This is a genomic window from Nocardia sp. NPDC088792, assembly GCF_044750615.1.
GTDB lineage: Bacteria > Actinomycetota > Actinomycetes > Mycobacteriales > Mycobacteriaceae > Nocardia.
In genome coordinates this window covers 977,566-998,274 of the sequence record NZ_JBIVKC010000001.1, presented here as the reverse complement: position 1 = coordinate 998,274, position 20,709 = coordinate 977,566, and the positions used below count along the sequence as shown (strand labels likewise).

The following is a 20,709-nucleotide window of genomic DNA, read 5'->3' as shown; positions in this document are numbered from 1 at the left end:
CGTTCGATCAGGGCTGGAATGCGTTGCGTTCCAGCGTCGCCGCAGTCCGTGCGGCAACCAGGGCGGCGATGCCGTGGGGCTGTTGCGGGTCGTGGCCGGTGAGTTCGGCGATGCGGGTCAGGCGGTAGTGGACCGTGTTGCGGTGCACGTGCAGCGCCCTGGCGACGGCGCTGGTATTGAGCTGATTGTCGATCAGTGCGTCCAGGGTTTCATTCAGGAGCGGGTGTTCGGTGAGTGGAATCAGCAGGGCGGTAAGGCTTTTGCGGGCAGGGCCGGAGGCGGCTATCGCGTATTCGAGGACCATGTCCCGGTGGCGGCAGACGATTTCGGGGCGGCGCAGGCAGCGGGCGGCGTCGGCGACGATTCTGGCTTCGCTGTAGGCCTGGGGGATGGCGTCGTGCGAGGCGGCGGGGGCTATGCCTATCCATAGTTGTGGATGTGGTTCCGCCGCTGTGGTTTTCGGATGGGCCAGGCTCTGCAGCGGGTCGGGCAGGCGCTCGCCGCGCAGGGGGAGGAGGGCGGTCCAGCCGGCGCTGTCGCGATGCAGGAGGGTGCCGGGTTCGGCGGCCAGGGCCCGGCGCACGGCGGTCAGGGCGCCCGGTGCGGCGGCGCCCATCCGGATGGCGGTCACCAGATACGCGTCGGCGAGCGGGGTTTCGGGATCGCCGACCCAGCCGCCCAGTGAGCGGCCGGTCAGCAGGGCGTCGGCGATCTCGTGCTGATGTTCCAATAGTTCCCAATGTGGTTGCCGCACATCCGCGACGAGCGCCTCGGCGATGCGCGCGGTGATCAGGCCCAGGTAGCCGGTCAGCCGGGAGCCCAGTTCCTGGAGCATGGCGGGTTCCTGCTCCTCGACCAGCGGTACCAGCTGCGCCCAGAAGAAGCGGGCGCCCTCCCGATAGTTTCCCAGCGCCTCGGACACCGACATGCCGTCGCGGATCAGTTCGGTCGCGCGGTCGACCAGCGGCCGGGTCGCGGCCTCCGACGGTTCGATGCCCTCGGCGAGGTAGCGGAAGAACAGCTCGATATTGAGGTGTGCGCTGTGCACGAAGTCCGCGTCGAGGATCGACTGCGGGAGTGCGTTGAATGACAGGGTCTCCGCGGTGAAGTCCCGGATGAGGTTGTTGGCCTGCTGTTGCAGTATGTCCACGGTGGAGCTTTCCGGGCCGCTGCCGTTCGCGCCGTGCGGGGGTCGGGTCTGTTCCACGATGGCCCCTCCGGCTTCGGGTCGAACGGTCGCTAGGTCCCTTGGATCATGAAGTCGGCGATGTAGGAGCTGGCGGGCTCCGGCATGCCGTTGTTCTGCTTCTCCGCGGCCGTCACCACGTCGTAGTGGCGGTAACCCGGAATGTACTTCGCGTTGTAGGGCAGCAGTCCGGCGAGGCCCGCATTCTGCACCGGTGAATCACCGCTGAGCAAGGTCAGATTGCGTTTTCCGGCCGGCGTGCTCTGCCAGCGGTCGCCGTGCAGCAGGAAGTTCAGGATGCCGCCGGACCGGTAGGTGAGCTTGCCCAGATCCCCGTCCCGGCCCACGCCGAGTGCGAACACGGTGTCGGTGACGAGCCGCAGCGGCGTGTACTCCTCGAAGTAGCCGACCGGCTGCCAGCCCGGATTCATGGCGTGCGCGAACTGCCGGATATCGGTCACCTCGTGGTCCTGATCGGTGGCCGGGCCGTGCCCGAGCACCGGCCCGTCGATGCTCGACGGCGGCACCTGGTCGTAGTTCTTCCAGCCGCACAGCCGGGAGTGATCGGCGGGCACGTAGTTCTGCCCGTAGCCGACCCGCAGCGGAATCACGAACAATGTCGGCCCGAGAATCGGCACCGAGGCCAGCCCGTTGGGAATCGGATAGGTCTTGCCTTCCACCGGGCAGTCGTAGAACCCGAGTCCGGCCTGCAGCACGTACTCGGCCGAGTTCTGGTCGAAGTACATGCCCAGTCGCGCGGTATTGGTGACCCGGAAATCGTCCGGCAGATTCGCGCCCGTGAACAGGTCCAGGTAGTCCTTGCCGTAGAACAGCCGCATCCACGGTTCGGTCTTCAGGTCCCGCGGGACCAGGTTCCTCATATCGCTTTCGTCATCGGGCCGCTGGTCGGCCGCCATGGCGGCGAGGTAGTAGGTGTTCATCACCTCCGACGCCGAAATGACCGGCAGCTGAGCGACTCCCAGCCCGTTCTGCAGCAGCGAGTTCACGGCGTTCTTGACGACCCCGCCCGCCGCGGACAGCACCTGGTCGACCACCCCGGTACCGGAGAACCCGGCCGGATCGGTCATGGCGAAGCCGTCCTCGGGGATGATGCCGCCACCGCACAGGTTGAATCCGGCGTAATCCATGTTCGAGGCATCGCCGGCGAAGTTCCACGCCATCATCGGCCCGGTCAGGAACGCGCCCAGCGAATGCCCGCCGCAGAAGCTCTTGGTGCGCTGCGCCGGATCCGGCAGCAGATGCTCGATGACGGCCCGCCAATCGTCGAGCGTCAGCGAAAGACCGTATTCGCCTATATAATTCAGGTTCTCCGGCGTCTGATACTGATAGGTGCGCCCGTCGATCTGCGCGCCGTGGAAGTAGTAGTCGGCGGCGAGGTGATAGTCGTTCGCACGCTGCGCGGCTTCCCAGCCGGTCCGATCCTCGGCGCAGGTGGAGCGCCGCTGCAGGGAGATGTATTCGACGTGCTTGCCCTTCTCGGCCGCCTTTCGTACCACCTGCGGGCCTTGGATATCGAGATTCCCTGCACCGGAATAGGTTCCGGGTTGCACGGTGAGCACCGCATCCGCGTCGGCGCTCTCGCCGGGGCCCTGCTTCGAGCGGTACCGCACATAGCTGATCCAGTCGCACGCTTCCGGATGCGCCATGGTGGAGTACGGGCTCGGATAGTGCAGTCGCACATAGGTGGCCTCGACATCGTCACCCAATCCGGGATCGCCGGTGATGGGCGTGACGACCTCACGATCGGGCACCCCGAGCCGCACCGGATCCGCATGCGCCGCGAGCGGCAGCGCGGTACCGGCCAGAACCGTTGCGGTGCAGCAGATCACGGCTGCGAAGGCCGGGCGGATCATCCGAGCGTCCGGATGAATCGGGCGAGGGTTTCGCCGCTGTAGTCGGGGTTTCCGTCATTCTGCACGGCGGCGGCTCCAATGGTGTCGACATGGTTGTATCCGGGCAGGGTCACCACCGTCGCCGAGGCGGGCGCGGGGAAGAAGGTGCCCGCCGTGCCCTGCACGGCGCTGTCGCCGGCCCAGGCGACATAGTTCGGTTTGGTGCGGCTCATGCCGTGATAGCGGAGCCCGGCCATCTCACCGCTGCGCGCACCGCCGTATCCGGCGCCGATATCCACGACCGCGCGCAGCGGAAAGTAGGTCTCCCAGTACGCATACGGCGATCCCATGGCGAGCTGCCGGGCGGCGTCCCGGATATCGGCGACCTCGTGCGCGGGCGTGGTGAAGGGGACGCCGGCGGTGTCGTTGTAGTTGCGCCACGTGTACAGGACGCTGCGATCGGCCGGTGCGACGCGCTCCTGGGTACCGGCGCTGATCTTCAGGAAACCGCCGAAAAGCGGGAGCTGCGTGAGGGATCCGGGATTGGGGAAGGTCTTCTCCTGCACCGGCCCGCCGCTCAAGGCGCCCACACCCTGTTGGAACAACGTGAAATTCGTGGAGTTGTTGTCGATCAGCTCACCCAGCAGCGCGGTATTGGTGAACCGATAGTCGCGGATGGTGCCGGTGCCGTCCGCGCCATTGGTGGCGAACGCGCTCCAGGTCGGCGCGAACAGGTAGTTCAGGCTGGTGTCGATTTCCAGGTCGTGGGGGAGGTGTGCGAGCAGGGCGCTCTCGCCGTCCGGATCCAGGTGGGCGGCCAGGCCGGCCAGGCGCAGCAGCATGAAGGTCTTGGTGCCCAGCACCGGCATCGGGCCGAAGATGCGCGGCAGCACACCGGCGCGGAAGCCCGCCTGTACGACCGAATCCGTAGGTCCGAGGATCGCATCGGTGAGATCGTGCAGGAAGGGCGTGTTCTGGATGGCGACCGGGTCGGAGGAGATCATCGAATCCTGGGCGGCGAAGGCCGCGCACTGGTCGGCGCCCGGATGCCCGTCGAAATCCCAGTCGGAGAAGAAGCCGGTCACCAAGCCGCCCAGTGAGATTCCGGTGCAGACGAATTCCCGCTGCCGCTGTGCCTGGCCGGGCACCTCGTGCAACATGACCTCGTACTGGTCGCGGACGATGCGCTCGAGCCCCATATCGTCGAGCACCGCCAGGTCGGCCGAGGTCTCGAAACCGGGAAACACCTTGCCGTCCAGTGGTTTCCCGTTGAAGTAGTAGTCCACAGCGTCGAGGTAGTTGCCGCTCTTCAACGCGTAGTCGAAGCCCTCGGTCTCGTCCAGGCAGGCGCTGCGCCGGGCCAGCGCCCAGAACTCGATGTGCTGCCCCATCGCCCGCGCGGAGTGCACGGTGTCGAAGGCGACACTGTCCGAGTTCTCGGCTCCGCCACCGAGTCCCTGCTCCTGGACGACGATGTGGTCGGCGTCCGCGGACGCCGCCGGCCCGTCCACCGGCCGGTACCGCAGGAACCCGACGCGATCGCAGCTCGCCGGATGCGGCGGCGCATCGGCGGGCAAGGGCAGCGCCAGACTGACATACGAGGTGACGATCCCGTCGTGGGTCGACAAGACCTGTTCCCGACGGTCGCTCGCCGCGCTCACCGGTTCGGGATCGGCGGCGGCGATGCCTGGATGAGACAGTGCCGTCGTGAGCACTGCGGAGGCCATCAGGGCGACACAGCCGCGTCTGCGCACCGTCGATCGAACAACACTGTTCATGCAGTGGAGCCTTCCAGCGCTGTGACCCGGCAATCCATTCGCAGAACGCCGATATTCGGCGGGTCCGTTTGGGCAAATGCCGAGACGGTTCCGCGACGGGCCGAGACTGTCTGATACGGAGGTGCGGCCGTCCCGGGCCGCGACGGCGGTAGCGTGGGCGCAGTGGAGCGACTGGTGGTGATCGGCGCGGATGCGGCCGGCATGTCGGCGGCGTCGCAGGCGCGGCGGCAGCGCGCGGCGAGCGAACTCGAGATCGTGGTCTTCGAACGCGGAGGGTTCACTTCCTATTCGGCGTGCGGGATTCCGTACTGGGTGGGTGGCGACGTGCGCGAGCGCGACGCCCTCATCGCCCGGACGCCCGAGGAACATCGGGCCCGCGATATCGACCTGCGCATGCGCACCGAGGTGATCGAGATCGATGTGCCGGGTAACCGCGTCCGATCGCGCAACCTCGACACCGGTGTCGAATCATGGACCGGCTACGGCAAACTCGTCATCGCCACCGGCGCGGAACCGATCCGGCCGCCGCTACCGGGCATCGACGCGCCGGGCGTGCACGGCGTGCAGACCCTGGATGACGGTCAGGCGCTGATCGATTCGCTCGAGCAGACCACCGGCCGGCGCGCGGTGGTGGTGGGCGCGGGCTATATCGGCGTCGAAATGGCCGAGGCCCTGATCAATCGAGGCTTCCGGGTCACGCTGGTCAACCGTGGAGCCCAGCCGATGTCGACCCTGGACCCCGATATGGGTGCGCTGGTGGGCAAGGCGATGCGCGGGCTGGGCATCGAACTGATCGACGACGCCGAGGTGACGGAGATCCGCACCGGGCCGGACGGCCGGGCCGCCGCCGTGGTCACCGAGGACGCCGAATACCCCGCCGATGTGGTGGTGCTCGGGATCGGCGTCACGCCCGCCACCCGGTTGGCGCGGGCGGCCGGACTGCCGCTCGGCGAGTTCGGCGGCTTGCTCACCGACCCGGGGATGCGGGTGCTCGGGCACGAGAACATCTGGGCCGGTGGGGATTGCGTGGAGGTACTGGACCTGGTGTCCGGCCGCCGCCGGTACGTCCCGCTGGGCACGCACGCCAATAAGCAGGGGCAGGTGATCGGGTCCCGGGTGGGCGGCGGTCATGCCAGTTTTCCGGGCGTGGTGGGCACCGCGATCAGCAAGGTCTGCGATCTCGAGGTGGCGCGCACCGGCCTGCGCGAGCGGGATGCGCACGCCGTGGGACTGCGTTTCGTGACGGTCACCATCGAATCCACCAGCCGCGCAGGCTACTACCCCGACGCCGCGCCGATGACGGTGAAGATGCTCGCCGAATGCGAGACGGGCCGTCTGCTCGGTGTGCAGATCGTCGGACGGGAGGGCGCGGCCAAACGGGTCGATATCGCCGCCGTCGCACTCACCGCCGACTTCACGGTCGAGCAGGTCGCGCAACTGGATCTCGGCTACGCGCCGCCGTTCTCGCCGGTCTGGGATCCCATCCAGGTGGCCGCGCGCAAGGCCGTCATCGCGGTCGCCGGTACACCCTGACTCGTTCGGGCACACTGGGCGGGGTGCGATACGTGATGCGGCATCGGGTGCTGAGCCTCGGCGACGACTACTGGGTGAACGACGAAGCCGGGAACCGGGCCTTCCTGGTGGCCGGCAAGATTCTGACGTTCCGGCGATCCTTCCAGCTGCGGGGACCGGGCGGCGAGGTTTACGCCACCGCCCACAAGCGACTGATCGCCTTGCGCGACACCAGAGTTATCGAATCGGGCGGCCGGCACGCCGCCACCGTCCGCAAGAAGCTCTTCAGCCCGCTCCGGCACAGCTTCACCATCACCCTCGCCGACGGCGAACACTGGACTGCGCGCGGCGATCTGATCGAAAAGAACTACACCCTCGAAGGTCCTCGGGGCGTGGTAGCCCAAACCTCGCGCAAGTGGTTCCGCATCCGCGATACCTACGGCGTGGACATCTTCCATCCCGACGTCCCGCTGACCTTGGCGATCGTGGTCTGCATCGACGAATTCATCGCCGCCGACCGCGGCGAACGCTGACGGATACGCCCGACCCTCAACGGGATCGAGGTCGTATCCCGTCGAGGATGATCCCGCCGATGCGCGCCGCCCGCGCCGGATCGGCGTGCGCATCGGCATGCCGGATCGCCGCGAAGGCGCCGGCCACCAGTGCCATCACTTCATCGGCGGTGACGTCGTCGCGCACCAGACCGGCTGTCCGTGCGCGATCGAGCAACTCGGTGACATAGCCGGTGAGATCGGTCGCCACCTCCGGTGCGGCGGTGCGCAAGTCGAACTCGGCGGCGGTGAGTGCGCTCTTGACCGTGGAGTTCTCGGCCCCGTCGGCCATCATGCGCGACAACAGCGTGAACACGGCCGCGGGATCGCCGCCGGCCGCGAGTGCCGCCGCCTCGGCCACCAGACGCTCGAGCTGATCGATCGAAACCGCGAGGTACAGCGCTTCTTTGGACGGGAAGTGCCGATGTACCGTCCCGGGCCCGACACCGGCCCGCCGCGCGATCTCATCGAGCGAGACGCCCAGCCCCTCCTGGGCGAACAGCTGCTGAGCGGTCCGGAGGACCCGTTCACGATTGCGGCGCGCATCGGCCCGCAGCGCCCGGGCGGTGCCGTGGGCCGCGGGCGATTCGGCGGGAATGGGTTCGGGGAGTTGGTGAGACATCTCGGCCCTAGCATAACCGGGTCGCCGCCCCGTATGCTGCCTCGGTAACCGGGGCGGCGCACCGCTTAGCGGATCGCGCCGCTCACGGGATCTGAACGACCATCTCAGGAGGACACAGTCATGGCCACGGTCGACGCCGGAACCCTCGTGCGGCAACTCCAGAACTGCTTCAACACCCGGCAATTCGATGCAGCCGACGACCTGCACACCCCGGACTGCTTCAGCCATCCCCTCGGCAGCACCGGATTCGAGGCAGGCAAGAGCGCCTGGCGCAGCCTCGTCACCCAATTCCCCGATATTCGCGTGATCGCCCAGGATGTTCTGGTCGACGGCGACCGGGTGGCCGTCCGCTCGACCATCGAAGGAATCCCCATCGCGGACGACGGCCCGGAACCGACGATGATCGAGATCTTCCGCCTCGACAACGGCCGCATCGCCGAGAACTGGGGGATCGGCCAAGGGCTGCCCTACAGTGCGGAAACCCTCGCCGCCGAGGGCGCGGAAAGGGTTGCGGAGTAAGGCGATTCGCGGTCCGCCGGATCGGTCAGGCCGTGCGGAGGGTTCGGCGGGCCGCGGCCACGAAGGACGTGACCAGGGGACGATGGTCCTGTTCGTTCCAGGCCAGGACGAGATGGCTCGGGGGCGCGTCGATTACCGGGAGGCAGACCAGCCCGGGCGGAGCCGGGTCGACCAGGGAGCGGGGGAGTACTCCGATCATGCGGCCCACCGCGATCATGTGGAGTAACTGGACCACGTCGGCTACCTCGGGGCCGGTGCCATCGCCGGCGCCGGCGGGGATTCCCTTCCAGCGCGGGAGGGTTTCGCCCGCCAGTTCGGACATTCGCACTCCCTCCTGTGCGGCCAAGTGGTGGGTGGCCGGGAGGATGGCCACGCGGTCTTCGGTGTGCAGGATTTCGCAGGCCAAGCCGTCGAGGTTGTCGAAGGGGGCGTAGAGCAGGCCGACATCGGCGCGGCCGTCGCGCAGGAAGTCGGTGCGGTCCGCGGGGCCGCTGAAGAGGATGTCCACGCGCCGGGCGGCGGGCTGCTGGGAGTACTCGGCCAGGATGCCGGACAGCAGGCCGGCGTCGCCGCCGGGCTTGAGTACCAGTCGCAAATGAGGATCGAGGTCGCCGGCACGGCGGGCATTGCGGACGGCTGCGCCGACCGCGTTGAGGGCATGGCGGCCGTGCTCCCGCAACGCTTCCCCCGCCGGGGTGAGTTCGACATGCCGGCTCGAGCGGACGAAAAGCGGGACGCCGAGTCGTGTTTCGATGCGCTGGATCGCCTTCGAGAGCGCCGGCTGCGCGATCGAGAGCCGGGTGGCGGCCCGGCCGAAATGCAGCTCGTCGGCTACCGCGATGAAGTACTCGAGCTCGCGGGTCTCCAGTTCAACCATGCCTACAGGTTATCGCTGAATATCGAACGGATCTTGGACACTGCCGCGCTGTCGCATCGAGAATTGCTGCATGATCCAGCACACGATGATCGTTTCCTTCAATGAACCCCTCCCCGACGGCGAGCTGGACCGATATCTGACGGATATCGAACAGGTCATGCTCGGCAGCGGTCTGGTGCAGTCGTTCGAGGCTCGCCGGCACCTCGGCGTTCCCGGCGAGGAGGCCATTCCGGCATTGATCGGGACCGCGATCGTGCAGCTCGCCGTGTCCGACATCGACACGCTCGCAAAGGCGTTCGGCGCACCCGGCATGCACGAGGTGATCGACCGCTGGCAGTCGCGGCACCCGTACCGCGTCGCCTGGGCGAACCACGAGCCGCTGGCATGAGCGGCGAAACCCGCCGGGCGGGACTGGTCACCGGCGCCGGGAGCGGAATCGGCCGCGCGGCCGCGCTCGCGTTCGCCCGGAGCGGCGCGGCGGTCGCCGTGCTCGATATCGATGGGCGCGCGGCGGCCGAAACCACCGAGCTGATCGAGAAGGAGGGCGGCGAAGCACTGACCGTCACCGTCGACATCGGCGATGAGGACTCGGTGCGGACCGCCGTCGAGCGCACGGTCGAGGCGTTCGGTGGCCTCGATTTCGCCGTGAACAATGCCGGAATGGCCTCGCACCACAAGCAACTCGACCGGATGACCCTGGACGAGTTCGAGCGCGTGGTCCACGTCAACCTGGCCGGAACCTTCCTGTGCATGAAGTACGAGCTGCCTTTGCTCGAGGGCGGCGGCGCGATCGTCAATATCGCCTCGAACGGTGGCCTGTACGCGATCCCGAACGCTCCGGCGTACGTGGCCGCCAAGCACGGGATCGTCGGTCTCACCAAGGTCGCCGCGATCGACTACGCGCCGAAGAGCATTCGGGTCAACGCCGTCTGCCCCGGCCCGACCCTGACCCCCGGGTTCGAGAGCGTCGCGGTCGGCACCGACATGCTCGAGCGGCAGGCCGCGATCACGCCCCTCGGCCGACTCGGCCTGCCGGAAGAGGCTGCGGCAGCGGCGGTGTGGCTCTGTTCCGATGCCGCTTCTTACATCACCGGCATCGCGCTGTCGGTCGACGGCGGGCGGCGGGCATGAAAGTCATTGCGGTAGAGGAGCATATGGCCACCGAGGCGTTCCTGATCGCCGCGCACGGCCTGGATGTCGTGCCCGGTGACGAGACCGAGATGGGTCTCATGCGCACGGTCGAGGGCACTCCCGAGCTGCGTGGCAGGCTTGTGGATCTCGATGCCCGGCTGCGGGAGATGGATGCGCTCGGGCAGGACATGGCGGTGCTCAGCCTGAATCCGCCCGGTGTGCAGCCTTATTCGGCGGCCGACGCGGTGCCGCTGGCCCGGGAGTTCAATGACGCGCTGGCCGCCATCGTGCGGCGGCATCCGGACCGGTTCGGCGGATTGGCCACGGTCGCACCGCAAGATCCGATCGCCGCCGCCGCCGAGATCGAACGGGCCATGGGACCACTCGGCCTCAACGGCATCATGATCAACTCACACACCGGCGGCCGGTATCTGGACGAGCCGGAGTTCGCGCCACTGCTGGCCGCCGCCGAAGCGAACCACGCGCCGATCTATCTGCACCCGCGAGTGCCGAGCATGCTCGCCCCCTACCGCGACTACGGAATGCCCGCCGCGATCTGGGGCTACCACGCCGAGGCCGGGCTGCACGCCATGCGGCTCATTCTCGGCGGCGCCCTGGACCGCTACCCGGGGCTGACCATCGTGCTCGGCCACCTCGGCGAGGGAATCCCGTACTGGCTGCGGCGAATCGACAACCGGCACGCCTTCGCGACGCGGACGGCCGGGGCCGCCACGGACATGCCGCGCTTGTCGCTCACGCCGAGTGAGTACTTCCGCCGCAACTTCGTGATCACCACGAGCGGCATCGACGATCCGGATGTGCTCGGGCTGGCCCTGCGCGCAGTCGGCACGGACGCGATCATGTTCGCGATCGACTATCCGTACGAAGACCCGACGGCGGCAATGACATTCCTGCGGGACATACCCCTGGCCGACGATCAGCGGACGGCGATCGCCCACCGCACCGCCGAGCGTGTCTTCGGAATCGGCCGGGCCCCAACGGCTCTCGCGATCACAGCGACTTCACCCGCGCCGGAGCCGACCCCGGCATCCATCGAGTAGTAGCCGAAGGGTGAGGCGCGCGTCGTAATCCGGATCGACTCGTTCGGCGCCCGCGCAGATGTCGCCGATCGCGCGCATCAGTTGGTAGGCGCTGAAGTCGGCGGTGATCTCGCCCGCGTCGCGGCCGGCGGTGAGGAGGTCGTCGAGTACCGGCAGCAAGCGATCGAGAAACAGGGTGTGCAGGGCCGTGAAGCCGGCCGGATCGTCGCGCATGGCGGCGGCGAGGCCGTGTTTGGTGGTCAGGAAGTCGGCGAACAGGTTCACCCATTGCTGGAGTGCGGCGAACGGTGAACCGGTGGTCGCGAGCAGGGTGGGCCCGGCTTCGGCGCAGGCGTCGATCTGATGGCGGTAGACGGCGGCGACCAGGTCCGCGCGGGTGGGGAAGTGGCGGTAGATCGTGCCCATGCCGACGGAGGCTTCCGCGGCGATCCGGCGTACGGGGGCGTTCACTCCGTCGGTGACGAAAACCGCTGCGGCGGCATCGAGCAGGGCCTTCTCGTTCCTGCGTGCGTCGGCGCGTTTGGCCGGATTCGCGGTGGTCGGCTCGTCGCCTGTAGTCACGCGGCGTTCCTTTCTGACGGGTGCCCTTGTCAAGCGGAACACTGCTCCGTATATTCGGAACAGCGCTCCGTTTCAAGAGTCTATCCGGTGGCCCAGCCCATCGGAATCCGCGCCCGTCACGTTCGAAGGGAAGCTACCCATGCCCGCACCGCTCACGCTCGCCCCGAGTGCCGTCCCCGCTCTGACCACGCCGATCATCAGCGTGAAACCAGTTGTCCTGCCTGCGCCGGAGCGCGGCGCCGACCTGCAACTGCGGGTGTCGGCGCCCGCGTCCGGCACTGATCTCCCGGTGCTCGTGTTCGCGCACGGCTTCGGCCAATCGATGTCCTCCTATGACCCGCTGGTCGACTTCTGGGCCGGCAACGGCTTCGTCGTCATCCAGCCCACGTTCCTGGATTCGCAGACGCTCGGTATCACGCCCGCCGATCCTCGATACCCGGACATCTGGCGCATTCGAGTCCGGGATGTCGGGCGCGTACTCGACGAGCTCGACCATGTCGTGGCCGCCGTCCCCGGGCTCGATGCTCGCATCGATCGCGACCGTATCGCCGTCGCCGGACACTCCTGGGGCGCGCAGACCGTCGGCATGCTGCTCGGCGCGCGCGTGCTCGGCGCGGACGGGCAACCCGGCCCCGACCTGACCGATGCCCGGGTGAAAGCCGGTGTGCTGCTTGCCAATACGGGTCTCGGCGGTGACAACCTGTCGGCATTCGCCGCGGAGAACTTCTCCTTCATGAGCCCCGACTTCGACGGCCTGGCCACGCCGACCCTCGTGGTCGCGGGCGATCACGACCAATCCCTGCTCACCACCCGCGGCCCCGACTGGTTCACCGACGTGTACGCCCACGCCCCCGGTGCGCAGAGCCTGCTCACCGTGTTCGGCGCCGAGCACTCGCTCGGCGGCATCCACGGCTACAACGCGAAGGACACCACCGACGAGAGCCCCGAACGGGTCGCCCTCATCCGGCAGACCGCGTGGGCCTACCTCCGCAGCGCCCTCGGAATCGACGGCACCGCATGGAAACAACTGAAATCGGACCTCGAACAGGCTCCTGATCCGATCGCCCGCATCGACACCGAATAGGCGGAATCCCCTCGGCCACAGCGTATTCCGGTCTACAACCAGCCGAAGCGTTCGGCTTCGCGGACGGCCGCGGCGCGGGTGGTGGTGGAGGTCTTGCCGATGGCCGCGGAAAGATGGTTGCGGACCGCGCCTTCGGACAGGTGCAATCGTTCGGCGATGGCGGCGGTGCTGCCGCCGGCAGCGGCGGCGCTGAGGACTTCGCGTTCGCGGGCCGTGAACGGCGAGGCGCCGTGAGTGCGGGATTCGGCGGCCAGCGCGGGGTCGATGAGACGCAGGCCGAGGTGAACGCGCCGGACAGCGTCGGCGAGTTTGCGGGCGGGAGTGTCCTTGACGATGAAACCCGCCGCACCGGCGTCCATGGCGCGGCGCAGGTAGCCGGGGCGGCCGAAGGTGGTGACCATGAGGATGCGCACCTCGGGCCGGGTCCGATGCAGCTCGGCGGCGACGGCGATACCGTCGAGCCCGGGCATGTCGATGTCGAGCAGGACCACATCGGGCCCGGTCCGTTCGACCACGGCGAGCACCTCGTCGCCGCGGCCCGCCTCACCGACGACGGTCAAGTCGGACTCGATGTCGAGCAGCGCGGCCAGGGCGCCGCGCACCAGGGCCTGGTCGTCGGCGAGCACGAGGCGGATCGGGTCGGCCATGATCAGTCCTCTTCCGTTGTTGCGGGGTAAGGGAATTCGGCGGTCAGCCGGAAGCCGCGGCCCCGCATCGTGCCCAGGCGCAGTGTTCCGCCGAAGGCGGCCACCCGTTCGTGTAATCCGTCCAGACCCGAGCCGGCGGACACGGCCGGGTCGAGTCCCTTGCCGTCATCGAGAATGTCGATGCTCGCCGGGGCGACGGTGACGGTGCAGCGCTGCGCGCCGCTGTGGCGCACGACGTTGGTCACGGCTTCGCGCAGCACCCAGCCGCATATCTGCCGGAGATGCCGCGACACGACCGTGCCGTCGGCGGGCAGCCGCGCTTCGATGCCCGCGGCCGACAACGCGGTGCGGGCGTTGGCCAGCTCACCGTCCAGAGTGATCTCCCGGAGCCCGCCGACGGTGTCACGGACACCGGCGAGCGCCTCGCGGGCGAGTAGCTCGATATCGGTGAGCTCGGCCTGCAAGCGGTCCAGGTCGATATCGATCAGCCGTTGGGCCAGTTCGGTTTTGATGGTGATGACGGTCAGCGAGTGCCCGAGGATATCGTGCACATCGCGGGCCACCCGGTTGCGTTCCTCGGCGACCACGAGTTCGGCGCGCTGCTTGCGGAACTCGCGGTCGAGCCGGTGATTGGCCACGCCGACATGCCTGGCGACGGCGAAAACCCCTATCACCATCGCGAAGATCAGTCCCGTCACCTGCGTCATACCCATGCGGGGCACCAGTGGCGGCACCACCGCGAAGAAGACGATGCCGGTGATCGCGATCCCGAGGGCAGCGCGGTCGGGCAGGATGTAGGCCCCGATCATCACGAGATACGCCACCATGTTCAGCGCCACAAGACCTTCCACGGGCACCGACGCGGCGACGAGAACCGCCATCACGGCAAACCACAGGTAGGCCGACAGTCCGGTCACGGCCGGCCGCATTCGGCCGAACCCGTGGAACAGGAAGGGCGCGGACCCGCACAGGCAGATGAAGGCGATCGTGATGACGATGATCAGCACCGTTTCGCCGAGATTCCCCCGTCTCCAGACCTCGACGACAGGTCCGAGCAGAAAGACGGTCGAGAGACCGGTGAGCACCGCCGCGAGCCACTGCTCGCGGCGGTATATGGCCGGATGCTGGTCCGCGGGCTCGGCAGCCTGCGGACCGCGTAGCCATCGGTACCGCGCGGTCATACGCGCGCGGTGTCCCGACGGAACAGCACCATCGCGCCGATGATGAAGAAAGCCCCCCACACCACGATGTTCGCCGCTCCCGCGGCAATCTCCCCTCCGCTTTCCACGCCCAGTGGCATCCGTGCCATGCTCGCAATCCCGTAGGTCGGAACGAATTTCGACGCGACGCCGACCCAGCCGGTCATCGTGAAGAACAATCCGCCCGCGAAATCCAGGAACGCCAGCAACAATCCGAGCAGCGGCATCACACTCTCCGACGGTAGCAGGTACCCCAGAAACAGGCCGAAGGCCGCGAACACCAGCGAGCACGCCCACGCCAGCAAGCAGGAGCCGACCCAGGCCGCCGCCGTCAGCCGCGCGCCCGTCAACGCCCCGAGGAGCGAGACCGACAGCATCACCGCGAGCGGCATCACCATGGCGACAATGGTTTTGATGGCGATATAGGCGGCCGGCCGCAGCGGCGTCAGCCGCAACTGCCGACTCCAGCCGAGTCCGCGTTCCACCGCCACCAACGCCCCACCGTTGGCGGCGTTGAACAAACTGTTGAAGATGATCGCGGTCACCATGGCGTAACCTCTTGTGTTGCCGTACGACTCGGTGTGGTTGCTGCCTTGCAGAGCGATGACGAGGTAGAACACAGGCGGCAGGATCAGCGCGAACGACACTATGCGCCGATTGCGCAATAGCCGACGCAGTTCGAGGGCAAGGAATTCGGTGCTGAACCCGCCGAGCGCGGGGCGCGGCCGAGTGGCGTCGAGAGTTGTCATGAGTGAGCTCCGGTCGTGGCGAGTTCGCCGGTGTCGGTGGTGAGAGCGAGGAAGGCGTCCTCGAGGTTGTGCGAGGTGATCTCGAGATCGACTGCGTCGGTGTGTGTCAGCAGGTAACGGGCCACCGCGTCGGAGTCGCCCGCCTTGATCAGCACCCGATCGCCGCGCAACTCCACCTCGCGCACCCCCTCCACACCGAGCAGCCGGGCACGGTCGGCCGAGTGCAGCGTGGCCGAAACCAGCCGGCCCGAGGCCAGGCTCTTGATCCGCGCCGCGCTGCCGTCCGCGACCACCCGGCCCTTGCTGACCAGCACTATCCGGTCGGCGTAGGCGTCGGCCTCGTCGAGGTAGTGGGTAGCGAACAGTACGGTTCGCCCCCGCGCGGAGTCCTCGCGCATGGCGTTCCAGAAGTCCCGGCGGCCTTCCACATCCATGCCGGTGGTCGGCTCGTCGAGCACGATGAGGTCCGGGTCCGGTAGCAGCGCCAGCGCGAACCGCAGCCGCTGCTGCTGGCCGCCGGAGCACTTGCCGACCTGCCGATCGGCGATGCCGGTGATCCCCGCCCGCTCGAGCACCTCCGCCACTGGACGCGTGGCGCCGAATACGGCGGCGATCATCTCCACGGTCTCCTCGACGGTGACGTCCTCGAGCAGGCCGCCGCTCTGCAGCACGGCCGAGACCCGTCCTCCGGCGATGGCGTCGGACGGTGTACTCCCGAACAATCTCACCGACCCTTCGTCGGGCACGACCAGTCCGAGCAACATATCGATGGTGGTGGACTTGCCCGCTCCGTTGGGGCCGAGGAACGCGACGATCTCCCCGGGCTCGACAACGAGGCTCAACCCGTTGACCGCGTGCACCGGATCACCGCCCGGCCCGCGAAATCGCTTGTGCAGGTTGGTCATACTGACCGCCGGAGGGACGGTCGATGTCTGCTGGTTCATGGTGTCCACGATCCCGGCGAGGCCGGCGCGGCTCCCTCCTCGATCGTCATGCTCGGGACATGACGACTGTCATTGCTCCCCGGCGACATCGGATGATGGAGCGCTGCCACGGCTATGCTCCGACTCCCCGAATCCGCCCGAGATGACGCCCTCTTCTGAAGTCGCTGCAGCTCCCGGGGATCGTGCGCGGTATGCCCGCCGCGCGGAACCATCAGGATCTCGGTGTAGCGCGCACCACACCGGGTGATTGTCGCGGCAGCGCTGTATCCGGATGTGCGGTGCGGAGATCATCCTGGACGCAGTGTTTCGTCACGCGGTGTTTCGGATCGCTGTGCTCGAGGCCGATGACGCTCTCGAAGAACAATGCCGGCCCCCGCAATGGCGCGGGGGACCGGCACACTGCTATTCGGGCATGGGGTGATTTCATGATCACGGCGATAATTCTCATCTCCACCGATCCGGATCTCGTCATCGAGGCGGCGCAACAGGTAGCCGATATCGAGGGTGTCTCCGAGCTGTATTCCTGCGGCGGGGAGGTGGATTTGATTGCGATCGTGCGTGTCCCGCGCATGGAGCAGGTCCGCCAACTCGTCGTCGAGCGCATCGCCGAGGTCCGCGGCATTTCCCGGACCTCCACCCATATCGCGTTCCGTTCGTATTCGACCGAATTCGCGAGCGGCGCCTTCTCCATCGGATTCGCACAACAACCGATGGAGGCAGTGACGGGCTGACACGAAATGGGGTGCGCCTCACCCGTATCCAGCGCGGCACCATGCCAACGGTGCTGCGCTGGATACGTTTCCACGACCACCCTCGTCCTACGGCGATCGAGAACGAACGCATCCGAGCGCGGGACTGCCGCCTCATCTACGGCAGGAGCCCGGCGCCGAAATCGGCGCACTGCAACCGGAAAGGACTGAGGGACATGCATATTCCCGTCATGGACAGGCGCCGGCCTGACAACGCTGTACGAGCGAGGGTGCGGACGTCATGATCGTGCTGGACCTGGCTACCGAGACCGAGGCCGAGGCGCATGCCGCGTCCACCACCTTGACCGCGGAACTGGTCGAGGCCCTGCGCCGATTTCCCGGCGGGACGGTGTCCGACGACGACAGCACGCTGAGTTTCGCGGCACTGCACGAGGCGGCACTGCGGCGCAGCGGTGTACTGCGCGGCATGTTCTCGCACGGCGATCCGGCGCTGCTGCGGTCACGCAATTCGATCGATTTCGTGATCGACCTGCTCGCGTACCTGTTGACCGGGCTACAACCGGTATTGACAGTCGGCGCCACGGTGAGTTCCGCCGAGCTACACCGGATACGCGCCTGCGCCACCACGGATTCCGATGACGACCGGTCGGCGGTGGCGCTGTATCTGACCCCCGGTGTATCCACCGGCGATCCGGAATCGATCCCGCGCACACATGCCGACTGCGTGCTGACGCTCTGGCTGGCCGCCCGCAATGCCGAGCTGACCCCCTACGATTGCTACCTGGCCTCGACCCCGGTCGCGCACCACCATGTGCTCGGCTGCCCCGGCATCCTGGGCGCACTGTTGTCCGGGGCGCGGGTGGTGCTGACTCAGGCCACCGACTACGCCGGGATCGTCGCCGCGATCGCCCGCCACCGGGTGACGGTGCTACCGCTGACGCTGGCACAGGCCCGGCGCTGGTACGGCCGTGTGGCACAGGCGGACTCGCCGGTGCGCCTGGTGCAGATCGGCGGCCCGGCACCCCATTCCGCGGACGTGGATGCGCTCCGCCGGCTGTTCGGCGCCACCGTGCAGATCCTCACCCCCGACGGCCGGCTGCGCACCGCGGAACCGGCGACGGCGGTGGATGAGCGCCGCTTCGCCATGCATCCGGCAGACGGCGACATGATCAACCGCGGCGGTGAATCGGTTGCCCCGGCGGACGTGGAACACGTTGTCGCCCAGTGTCCCCTGGTCATCGAGGTGCTGGCAGTCGGCGCACCGCACACGATATTCGGCGAGATGGTCCTCGCATACGTGACCACGACAGAACCGGTACCGGGCTCCGTCGTGCTGGGCTGGCTGCTGAGGCATTGCCGGGACATCTCGGTCGTGCCGGATCGCGTGGTGACCGTGGAAAGGATCCCCCGGCCCGAGACCGCTCGATGATCGTGTGAAGTGCATCGCTCCCTGCCGTATCCGGATTCCGCCCGTCCGCCTCTTGACATCGACGGCAAATCTACGGCCAGGAGGTCTGGAACGTGATGAGCGACAACGTACTCGCGGCACGCACCGGCGTGCGGTCCGAAGCGGCGGTGGCGGTGATCGGGCTGGCGTACTGGCTGCCCGATGCCACGGACCCGGAGACCTTCTGGGATGTGCTGTGCGATGTGGCCGGGGCATTCCCGCCATTGCAGCACGGCTCGTGGCATGTGCCGCGGGATCAGCAGATCCGGGACGAATGGCTCGACGGCCCGGATGAATTCGACGCAGCGCTGTTCGGCCTCTCCACGGCCGAACTCGCCACGCTGGACCCCCATCGGCGGCTGATCCTCGAATTGAGCTGCGCCGCACTGGAAGACGCCGGGGCATCGCCGGAGATACTCCGCGCCGCCGAGGCCGCGGTATTCCTCGGCGGCGGCCGGCCGGCGGACCTGGCGTATCGGAGTCTGTGCTCCGGTGCGGCCCGGCTCGCGCTGGTCGAGGCCGCGCACCTGCCCCCGGCACTGGAGCGCACGATCGGATTCGCGTCCGGCAGTACCGGTGTGGCCGTGCTCAAACGCCTGACCGACGCCGTCCTCGACGGCGACATCGTGTACTACGTGCTGGTCGGCGGCGCGACCGGGCCCGACGGCCCGGCGCCCACGGTGCCCGACATCGAAACCCAGCAGGCATTGCTGCACGCGGCCTACTCCGATCCGCGCGTGCTGTATCCGGCCGGCCGCCACGCGCTCTTATAAGTCAGACACCGCAACGCTCCTCGGAAAAGGAAATGAACAATGACAAACACCGAAGTCGGGAATACTCACCTCGAGACCCTGCGCGAGATTGTTGCCGACATTCTCGAAATCGACCCGGCCGAGCTGACCGACACCGGTCTTTTCGTCGAGGAATACGAAGCCGATTCCCTGCGCGCCATCGAAATCCTGTCCCGCATCGACAAAGAATTCGACGTCGAGGTGCCGCAGGAGGAACTGCCGCGGATGGACAACCTGCAGCACGTCTACGACGTCGTCGCGGAGTACGCGAAATGGGCGTGAGTCATAAGGTTCTGGTGACCGGTCTCGGACCGGTCTCCAGCATCGGCATCGGCCGCGACGCTTACGACACCGCGCTTTTCGCGGGTCAGGTGGGCACCTCCACCATACGATCGTTCGACACCTCCGGATTCCGCACCGATCAGGCCGGCGAAGTACACGACTTCGTTGCCGAAGAGATCTGCAAGAACGTCGGCGCCGAACGATACGGCCGCAGCAGCCTGCTCGCCGCAGCGGCCGCACGGCTGGCCGTGGAGGACGCGGCGCTCGGGCAGACCGACCTGGACACCGCGCGCATCGCGATATGTATGGGCACGACCAGTGGTGAATCACAGGAGATGGAGCGGGCCACCGCCGAATACCTGGTGAGCACACCGGGCGTGATCTCCGCGGATGTCGCGAGCAAGCTGCCGGCACAGCGAATCGGCGAGGCTGTCGCCGACGAGCTCGGCGCGAGCCACTCCGACGACTACACCTTCTCCACCGCGTGCTCGGCCAGCAATTACAGCATCGCGTTCGGCTCGCTGCTGATCGCCTCCGGCAAGGCCGATATCGCGATCGTCGGCGGCGCCGATGCGGTATGCCGCTGGGCCCATGCCGGTTTCTACCGGCTGGGGGCCATGTCTCCCGATGTCTGCCGGCCTTTCGACGCCGACCGCGAGGGCATGCTCACCGCCGAGGGCGGAGTCGCGCTGGTACTGGAATCCGAGTCGCATGCACGGGCACGCGGCGCGACCTCCCTGGCCACCGTGCTCGGCGCCGGCATCAACTGCGACGCCGACCACATGGTGGCGCCGAACCGCGATTCGGTCGCCCGCTGTATCCGGCTGGCCCACGAACGTGCCGCCGTCACACCGGATCAGGTCGACTACATCTGCGCACACGGCACCGGCACCAAAGCCAACGACACCACCGAAAGCTCCGCGATCGCGGACGTTTTCGGCGCCGCCCCGCCGCCGGTGAGCTCGATCAAGTCGATGCTCGGCCATTCCATGGGTGCGGCCAGCGGCTTCGGTGCGGTGGCCTGCGTGCTCGGGCTCCTACGGCAGATGTGCCCGCCGACAGCGAACTTCCGGCAGCTGGGTTCGGACGTGCCGCTGACCGACGTGGTACCGAACGTGGGCCGGCCCGCGCGGCTCGACGTCGTGCAGAACCACGGATTCGCCTTCGGCGGCAATAACGCCATCGTCCTGTTCGGAAGGGTCTGA

The 20,709-nt window shown here is 67.7% G+C and carries 22 protein-coding genes; 12 read left to right on the top strand and 10 right to left on the bottom strand.

Annotated features, from left to right (window positions below; translation table 11 throughout):
• Positions 1-7 precede the first annotated feature (7 nt).
• From ACIP5Y_RS04875 to ACIP5Y_RS04865, 3 genes are read right to left on the bottom strand one after another with little or no spacing between them, the layout of a single operon-like run.
• Positions 8-1,207 (bottom strand): PucR family transcriptional regulator, encoded by a 1,200-nt coding sequence (locus ACIP5Y_RS04875; RefSeq protein WP_400347633.1) that lies wholly within the window; start codon positions 1,205-1,207, stop codon positions 8-10.
• A 32-nt stretch (positions 1,208-1,239) separates the two neighbouring features.
• Positions 1,240-3,060 (bottom strand): hypothetical protein, encoded by a 1,821-nt coding sequence (locus ACIP5Y_RS04870; protein WP_400347632.1) that lies wholly within the window; start codon positions 3,058-3,060, stop codon positions 1,240-1,242.
• The gene (locus tag ACIP5Y_RS04865; RefSeq protein ID WP_400347630.1) at positions 3,057-4,817 is read right to left on the bottom strand and encodes a hypothetical protein; all 1,761 of its coding nucleotides are present in this window, start codon (positions 4,815-4,817) and stop codon (positions 3,057-3,059) included. The genes ACIP5Y_RS04870 and ACIP5Y_RS04865 overlap by 4 nt, the downstream gene beginning before the upstream one ends.
• Before the next feature lie 162 nt (positions 4,818-4,979).
• Between ACIP5Y_RS04865 and ACIP5Y_RS04860 the strand changes: the two genes are divergently transcribed.
• Positions 4,980-6,350, top strand: coding sequence for an FAD-dependent oxidoreductase (locus ACIP5Y_RS04860; RefSeq protein ID WP_400347628.1), 1,371 nt, complete (start codon positions 4,980-4,982; stop codon positions 6,348-6,350).
• Positions 6,351-6,373: 23 nt separating this feature from the next.
• Positions 6,374-6,862, top strand: coding sequence for an LURP-one-related/scramblase family protein (locus ACIP5Y_RS04855; protein ID WP_400347626.1), 489 nt, complete (start codon positions 6,374-6,376; stop codon positions 6,860-6,862).
• A gap of 16 nt (positions 6,863-6,878) precedes the next feature.
• Here the strand turns inward: ACIP5Y_RS04855 and ACIP5Y_RS04850 are convergent, their stop codons facing one another.
• Positions 6,879-7,502: a TetR/AcrR family transcriptional regulator gene (locus tag ACIP5Y_RS04850; RefSeq protein WP_400347624.1), complete on the bottom strand. Its 624-nt coding sequence runs from the start codon at positions 7,500-7,502 to the stop codon at positions 6,879-6,881.
• A 120-nt stretch (positions 7,503-7,622) separates the two neighbouring features.
• Between ACIP5Y_RS04850 and ACIP5Y_RS04845 the strand changes: the two genes are divergently transcribed.
• Positions 7,623-8,021 (top strand): ester cyclase, encoded by a 399-nt coding sequence (locus ACIP5Y_RS04845; protein ID WP_400347623.1) that lies wholly within the window; start codon positions 7,623-7,625, stop codon positions 8,019-8,021.
• 25 nt (positions 8,022-8,046) lie between these two features.
• On the opposite strand, the gene ACIP5Y_RS04840 is transcribed toward ACIP5Y_RS04845, so the two are convergent.
• Positions 8,047-8,898 carry a LysR family transcriptional regulator gene (locus ACIP5Y_RS04840; protein ID WP_400347621.1) on the bottom strand — a complete coding sequence of 284 codons (852 nt, stop codon included), beginning with the start codon at positions 8,896-8,898 and terminating at the stop codon, positions 8,047-8,049.
• Between the two features lie 70 nt (positions 8,899-8,968).
• On the opposite strand from ACIP5Y_RS04840, the gene ACIP5Y_RS04835 reads away from it, so the two are divergent.
• Genes ACIP5Y_RS04835 through ACIP5Y_RS04825 form a run of 3 tightly spaced genes read left to right on the top strand, consistent with a single transcriptional unit; the run spans position 8,969 to position 11,090 of the window.
• Positions 8,969-9,286 carry a hypothetical protein gene (locus tag ACIP5Y_RS04835; protein WP_400347619.1) on the top strand — a complete coding sequence of 106 codons (318 nt, stop codon included), beginning with the start codon at positions 8,969-8,971 and terminating at the stop codon, positions 9,284-9,286.
• Positions 9,283-10,029: an SDR family NAD(P)-dependent oxidoreductase gene (locus ACIP5Y_RS04830; RefSeq protein WP_400347617.1), complete on the top strand. Its 747-nt coding sequence runs from the start codon at positions 9,283-9,285 to the stop codon at positions 10,027-10,029. The genes ACIP5Y_RS04835 and ACIP5Y_RS04830 overlap by 4 nt, the downstream gene beginning before the upstream one ends.
• A 23-nt stretch (positions 10,030-10,052) precedes the next feature.
• Positions 10,053-11,090, top strand: coding sequence for an amidohydrolase family protein (locus tag ACIP5Y_RS04825; RefSeq protein ID WP_400347615.1), 1,038 nt, complete (start codon positions 10,053-10,055; stop codon positions 11,088-11,090).
• Here the strand turns inward: ACIP5Y_RS04825 and ACIP5Y_RS04820 are convergent.
• Positions 11,052-11,651, bottom strand: a complete 600-nt coding sequence (locus ACIP5Y_RS04820; protein ID WP_400347613.1) for a TetR/AcrR family transcriptional regulator — start codon at positions 11,649-11,651, stop codon at positions 11,052-11,054. The genes ACIP5Y_RS04825 and ACIP5Y_RS04820 overlap by 39 nt on opposite strands.
• A 139-nt stretch (positions 11,652-11,790) precedes the next feature.
• Here ACIP5Y_RS04820 and ACIP5Y_RS04815 point away from each other — a divergent pair, with 139 nt between their 5' ends.
• Positions 11,791-12,735 (top strand): alpha/beta hydrolase family protein, encoded by a 945-nt coding sequence (locus ACIP5Y_RS04815; RefSeq protein WP_400347611.1) that lies wholly within the window; start codon positions 11,791-11,793, stop codon positions 12,733-12,735.
• 32 nt (positions 12,736-12,767) lie between these two features.
• On the opposite strand, the gene ACIP5Y_RS04810 is transcribed toward ACIP5Y_RS04815, so the two are convergent.
• Genes ACIP5Y_RS04810 through ACIP5Y_RS04795 form a run of 4 tightly spaced genes read right to left on the bottom strand, consistent with a single transcriptional unit; the run spans position 12,768 to position 16,274 of the window.
• The gene (locus ACIP5Y_RS04810) at positions 12,768-13,382 is read right to left on the bottom strand and encodes a response regulator (RefSeq protein ID WP_400347609.1); all 615 of its coding nucleotides are present in this window, start codon (positions 13,380-13,382) and stop codon (positions 12,768-12,770) included.
• Positions 13,383-13,384: 2 nt separating this feature from the next.
• Positions 13,385-14,563: a sensor histidine kinase gene (locus tag ACIP5Y_RS04805; RefSeq protein WP_400347607.1), complete on the bottom strand. Its 1,179-nt coding sequence runs from the start codon at positions 14,561-14,563 to the stop codon at positions 13,385-13,387.
• Positions 14,560-15,330, bottom strand: a complete 771-nt coding sequence (locus ACIP5Y_RS04800) for an ABC transporter permease (RefSeq protein ID WP_400347605.1) — start codon at positions 15,328-15,330, stop codon at positions 14,560-14,562. Before ACIP5Y_RS04800 ends, ACIP5Y_RS04805 begins: the two co-directional genes overlap by 4 nt.
• Positions 15,327-16,274 (bottom strand): ABC transporter ATP-binding protein, encoded by a 948-nt coding sequence (locus ACIP5Y_RS04795; RefSeq protein WP_400347603.1) that lies wholly within the window; start codon positions 16,272-16,274, stop codon positions 15,327-15,329. Before ACIP5Y_RS04795 ends, ACIP5Y_RS04800 begins: the two co-directional genes overlap by 4 nt.
• Before the next feature lie 425 nt (positions 16,275-16,699).
• Between ACIP5Y_RS04795 and ACIP5Y_RS04790 the strand changes: the two genes are divergently transcribed.
• From ACIP5Y_RS04790 to ACIP5Y_RS04770, 5 genes are all read left to right on the top strand, one after another.
• The gene (locus ACIP5Y_RS04790) at positions 16,700-17,005 is read left to right on the top strand and encodes an Lrp/AsnC family transcriptional regulator (protein ID WP_400347601.1); all 306 of its coding nucleotides are present in this window, start codon (positions 16,700-16,702) and stop codon (positions 17,003-17,005) included.
• A 259-nt stretch (positions 17,006-17,264) separates the two neighbouring features.
• Positions 17,265-18,413: a hypothetical protein gene (locus ACIP5Y_RS04785; protein WP_400347600.1), complete on the top strand. Its 1,149-nt coding sequence runs from the start codon at positions 17,265-17,267 to the stop codon at positions 18,411-18,413.
• Between the two features lie 95 nt (positions 18,414-18,508).
• Positions 18,509-19,204: a beta-ketoacyl synthase N-terminal-like domain-containing protein gene (locus tag ACIP5Y_RS04780; protein ID WP_400347599.1), complete on the top strand. Its 696-nt coding sequence runs from the start codon at positions 18,509-18,511 to the stop codon at positions 19,202-19,204.
• Positions 19,205-19,243: 39 nt separating this feature from the next.
• Positions 19,244-19,504: an acyl carrier protein gene (locus ACIP5Y_RS04775; protein WP_400347598.1), complete on the top strand. Its 261-nt coding sequence runs from the start codon at positions 19,244-19,246 to the stop codon at positions 19,502-19,504.
• The gene (locus ACIP5Y_RS04770; RefSeq protein ID WP_400347596.1) at positions 19,495-20,709 is read left to right on the top strand and encodes a beta-ketoacyl-[acyl-carrier-protein] synthase family protein; all 1,215 of its coding nucleotides are present in this window, start codon (positions 19,495-19,497) and stop codon (positions 20,707-20,709) included. Before ACIP5Y_RS04775 ends, ACIP5Y_RS04770 begins: the two co-directional genes overlap by 10 nt.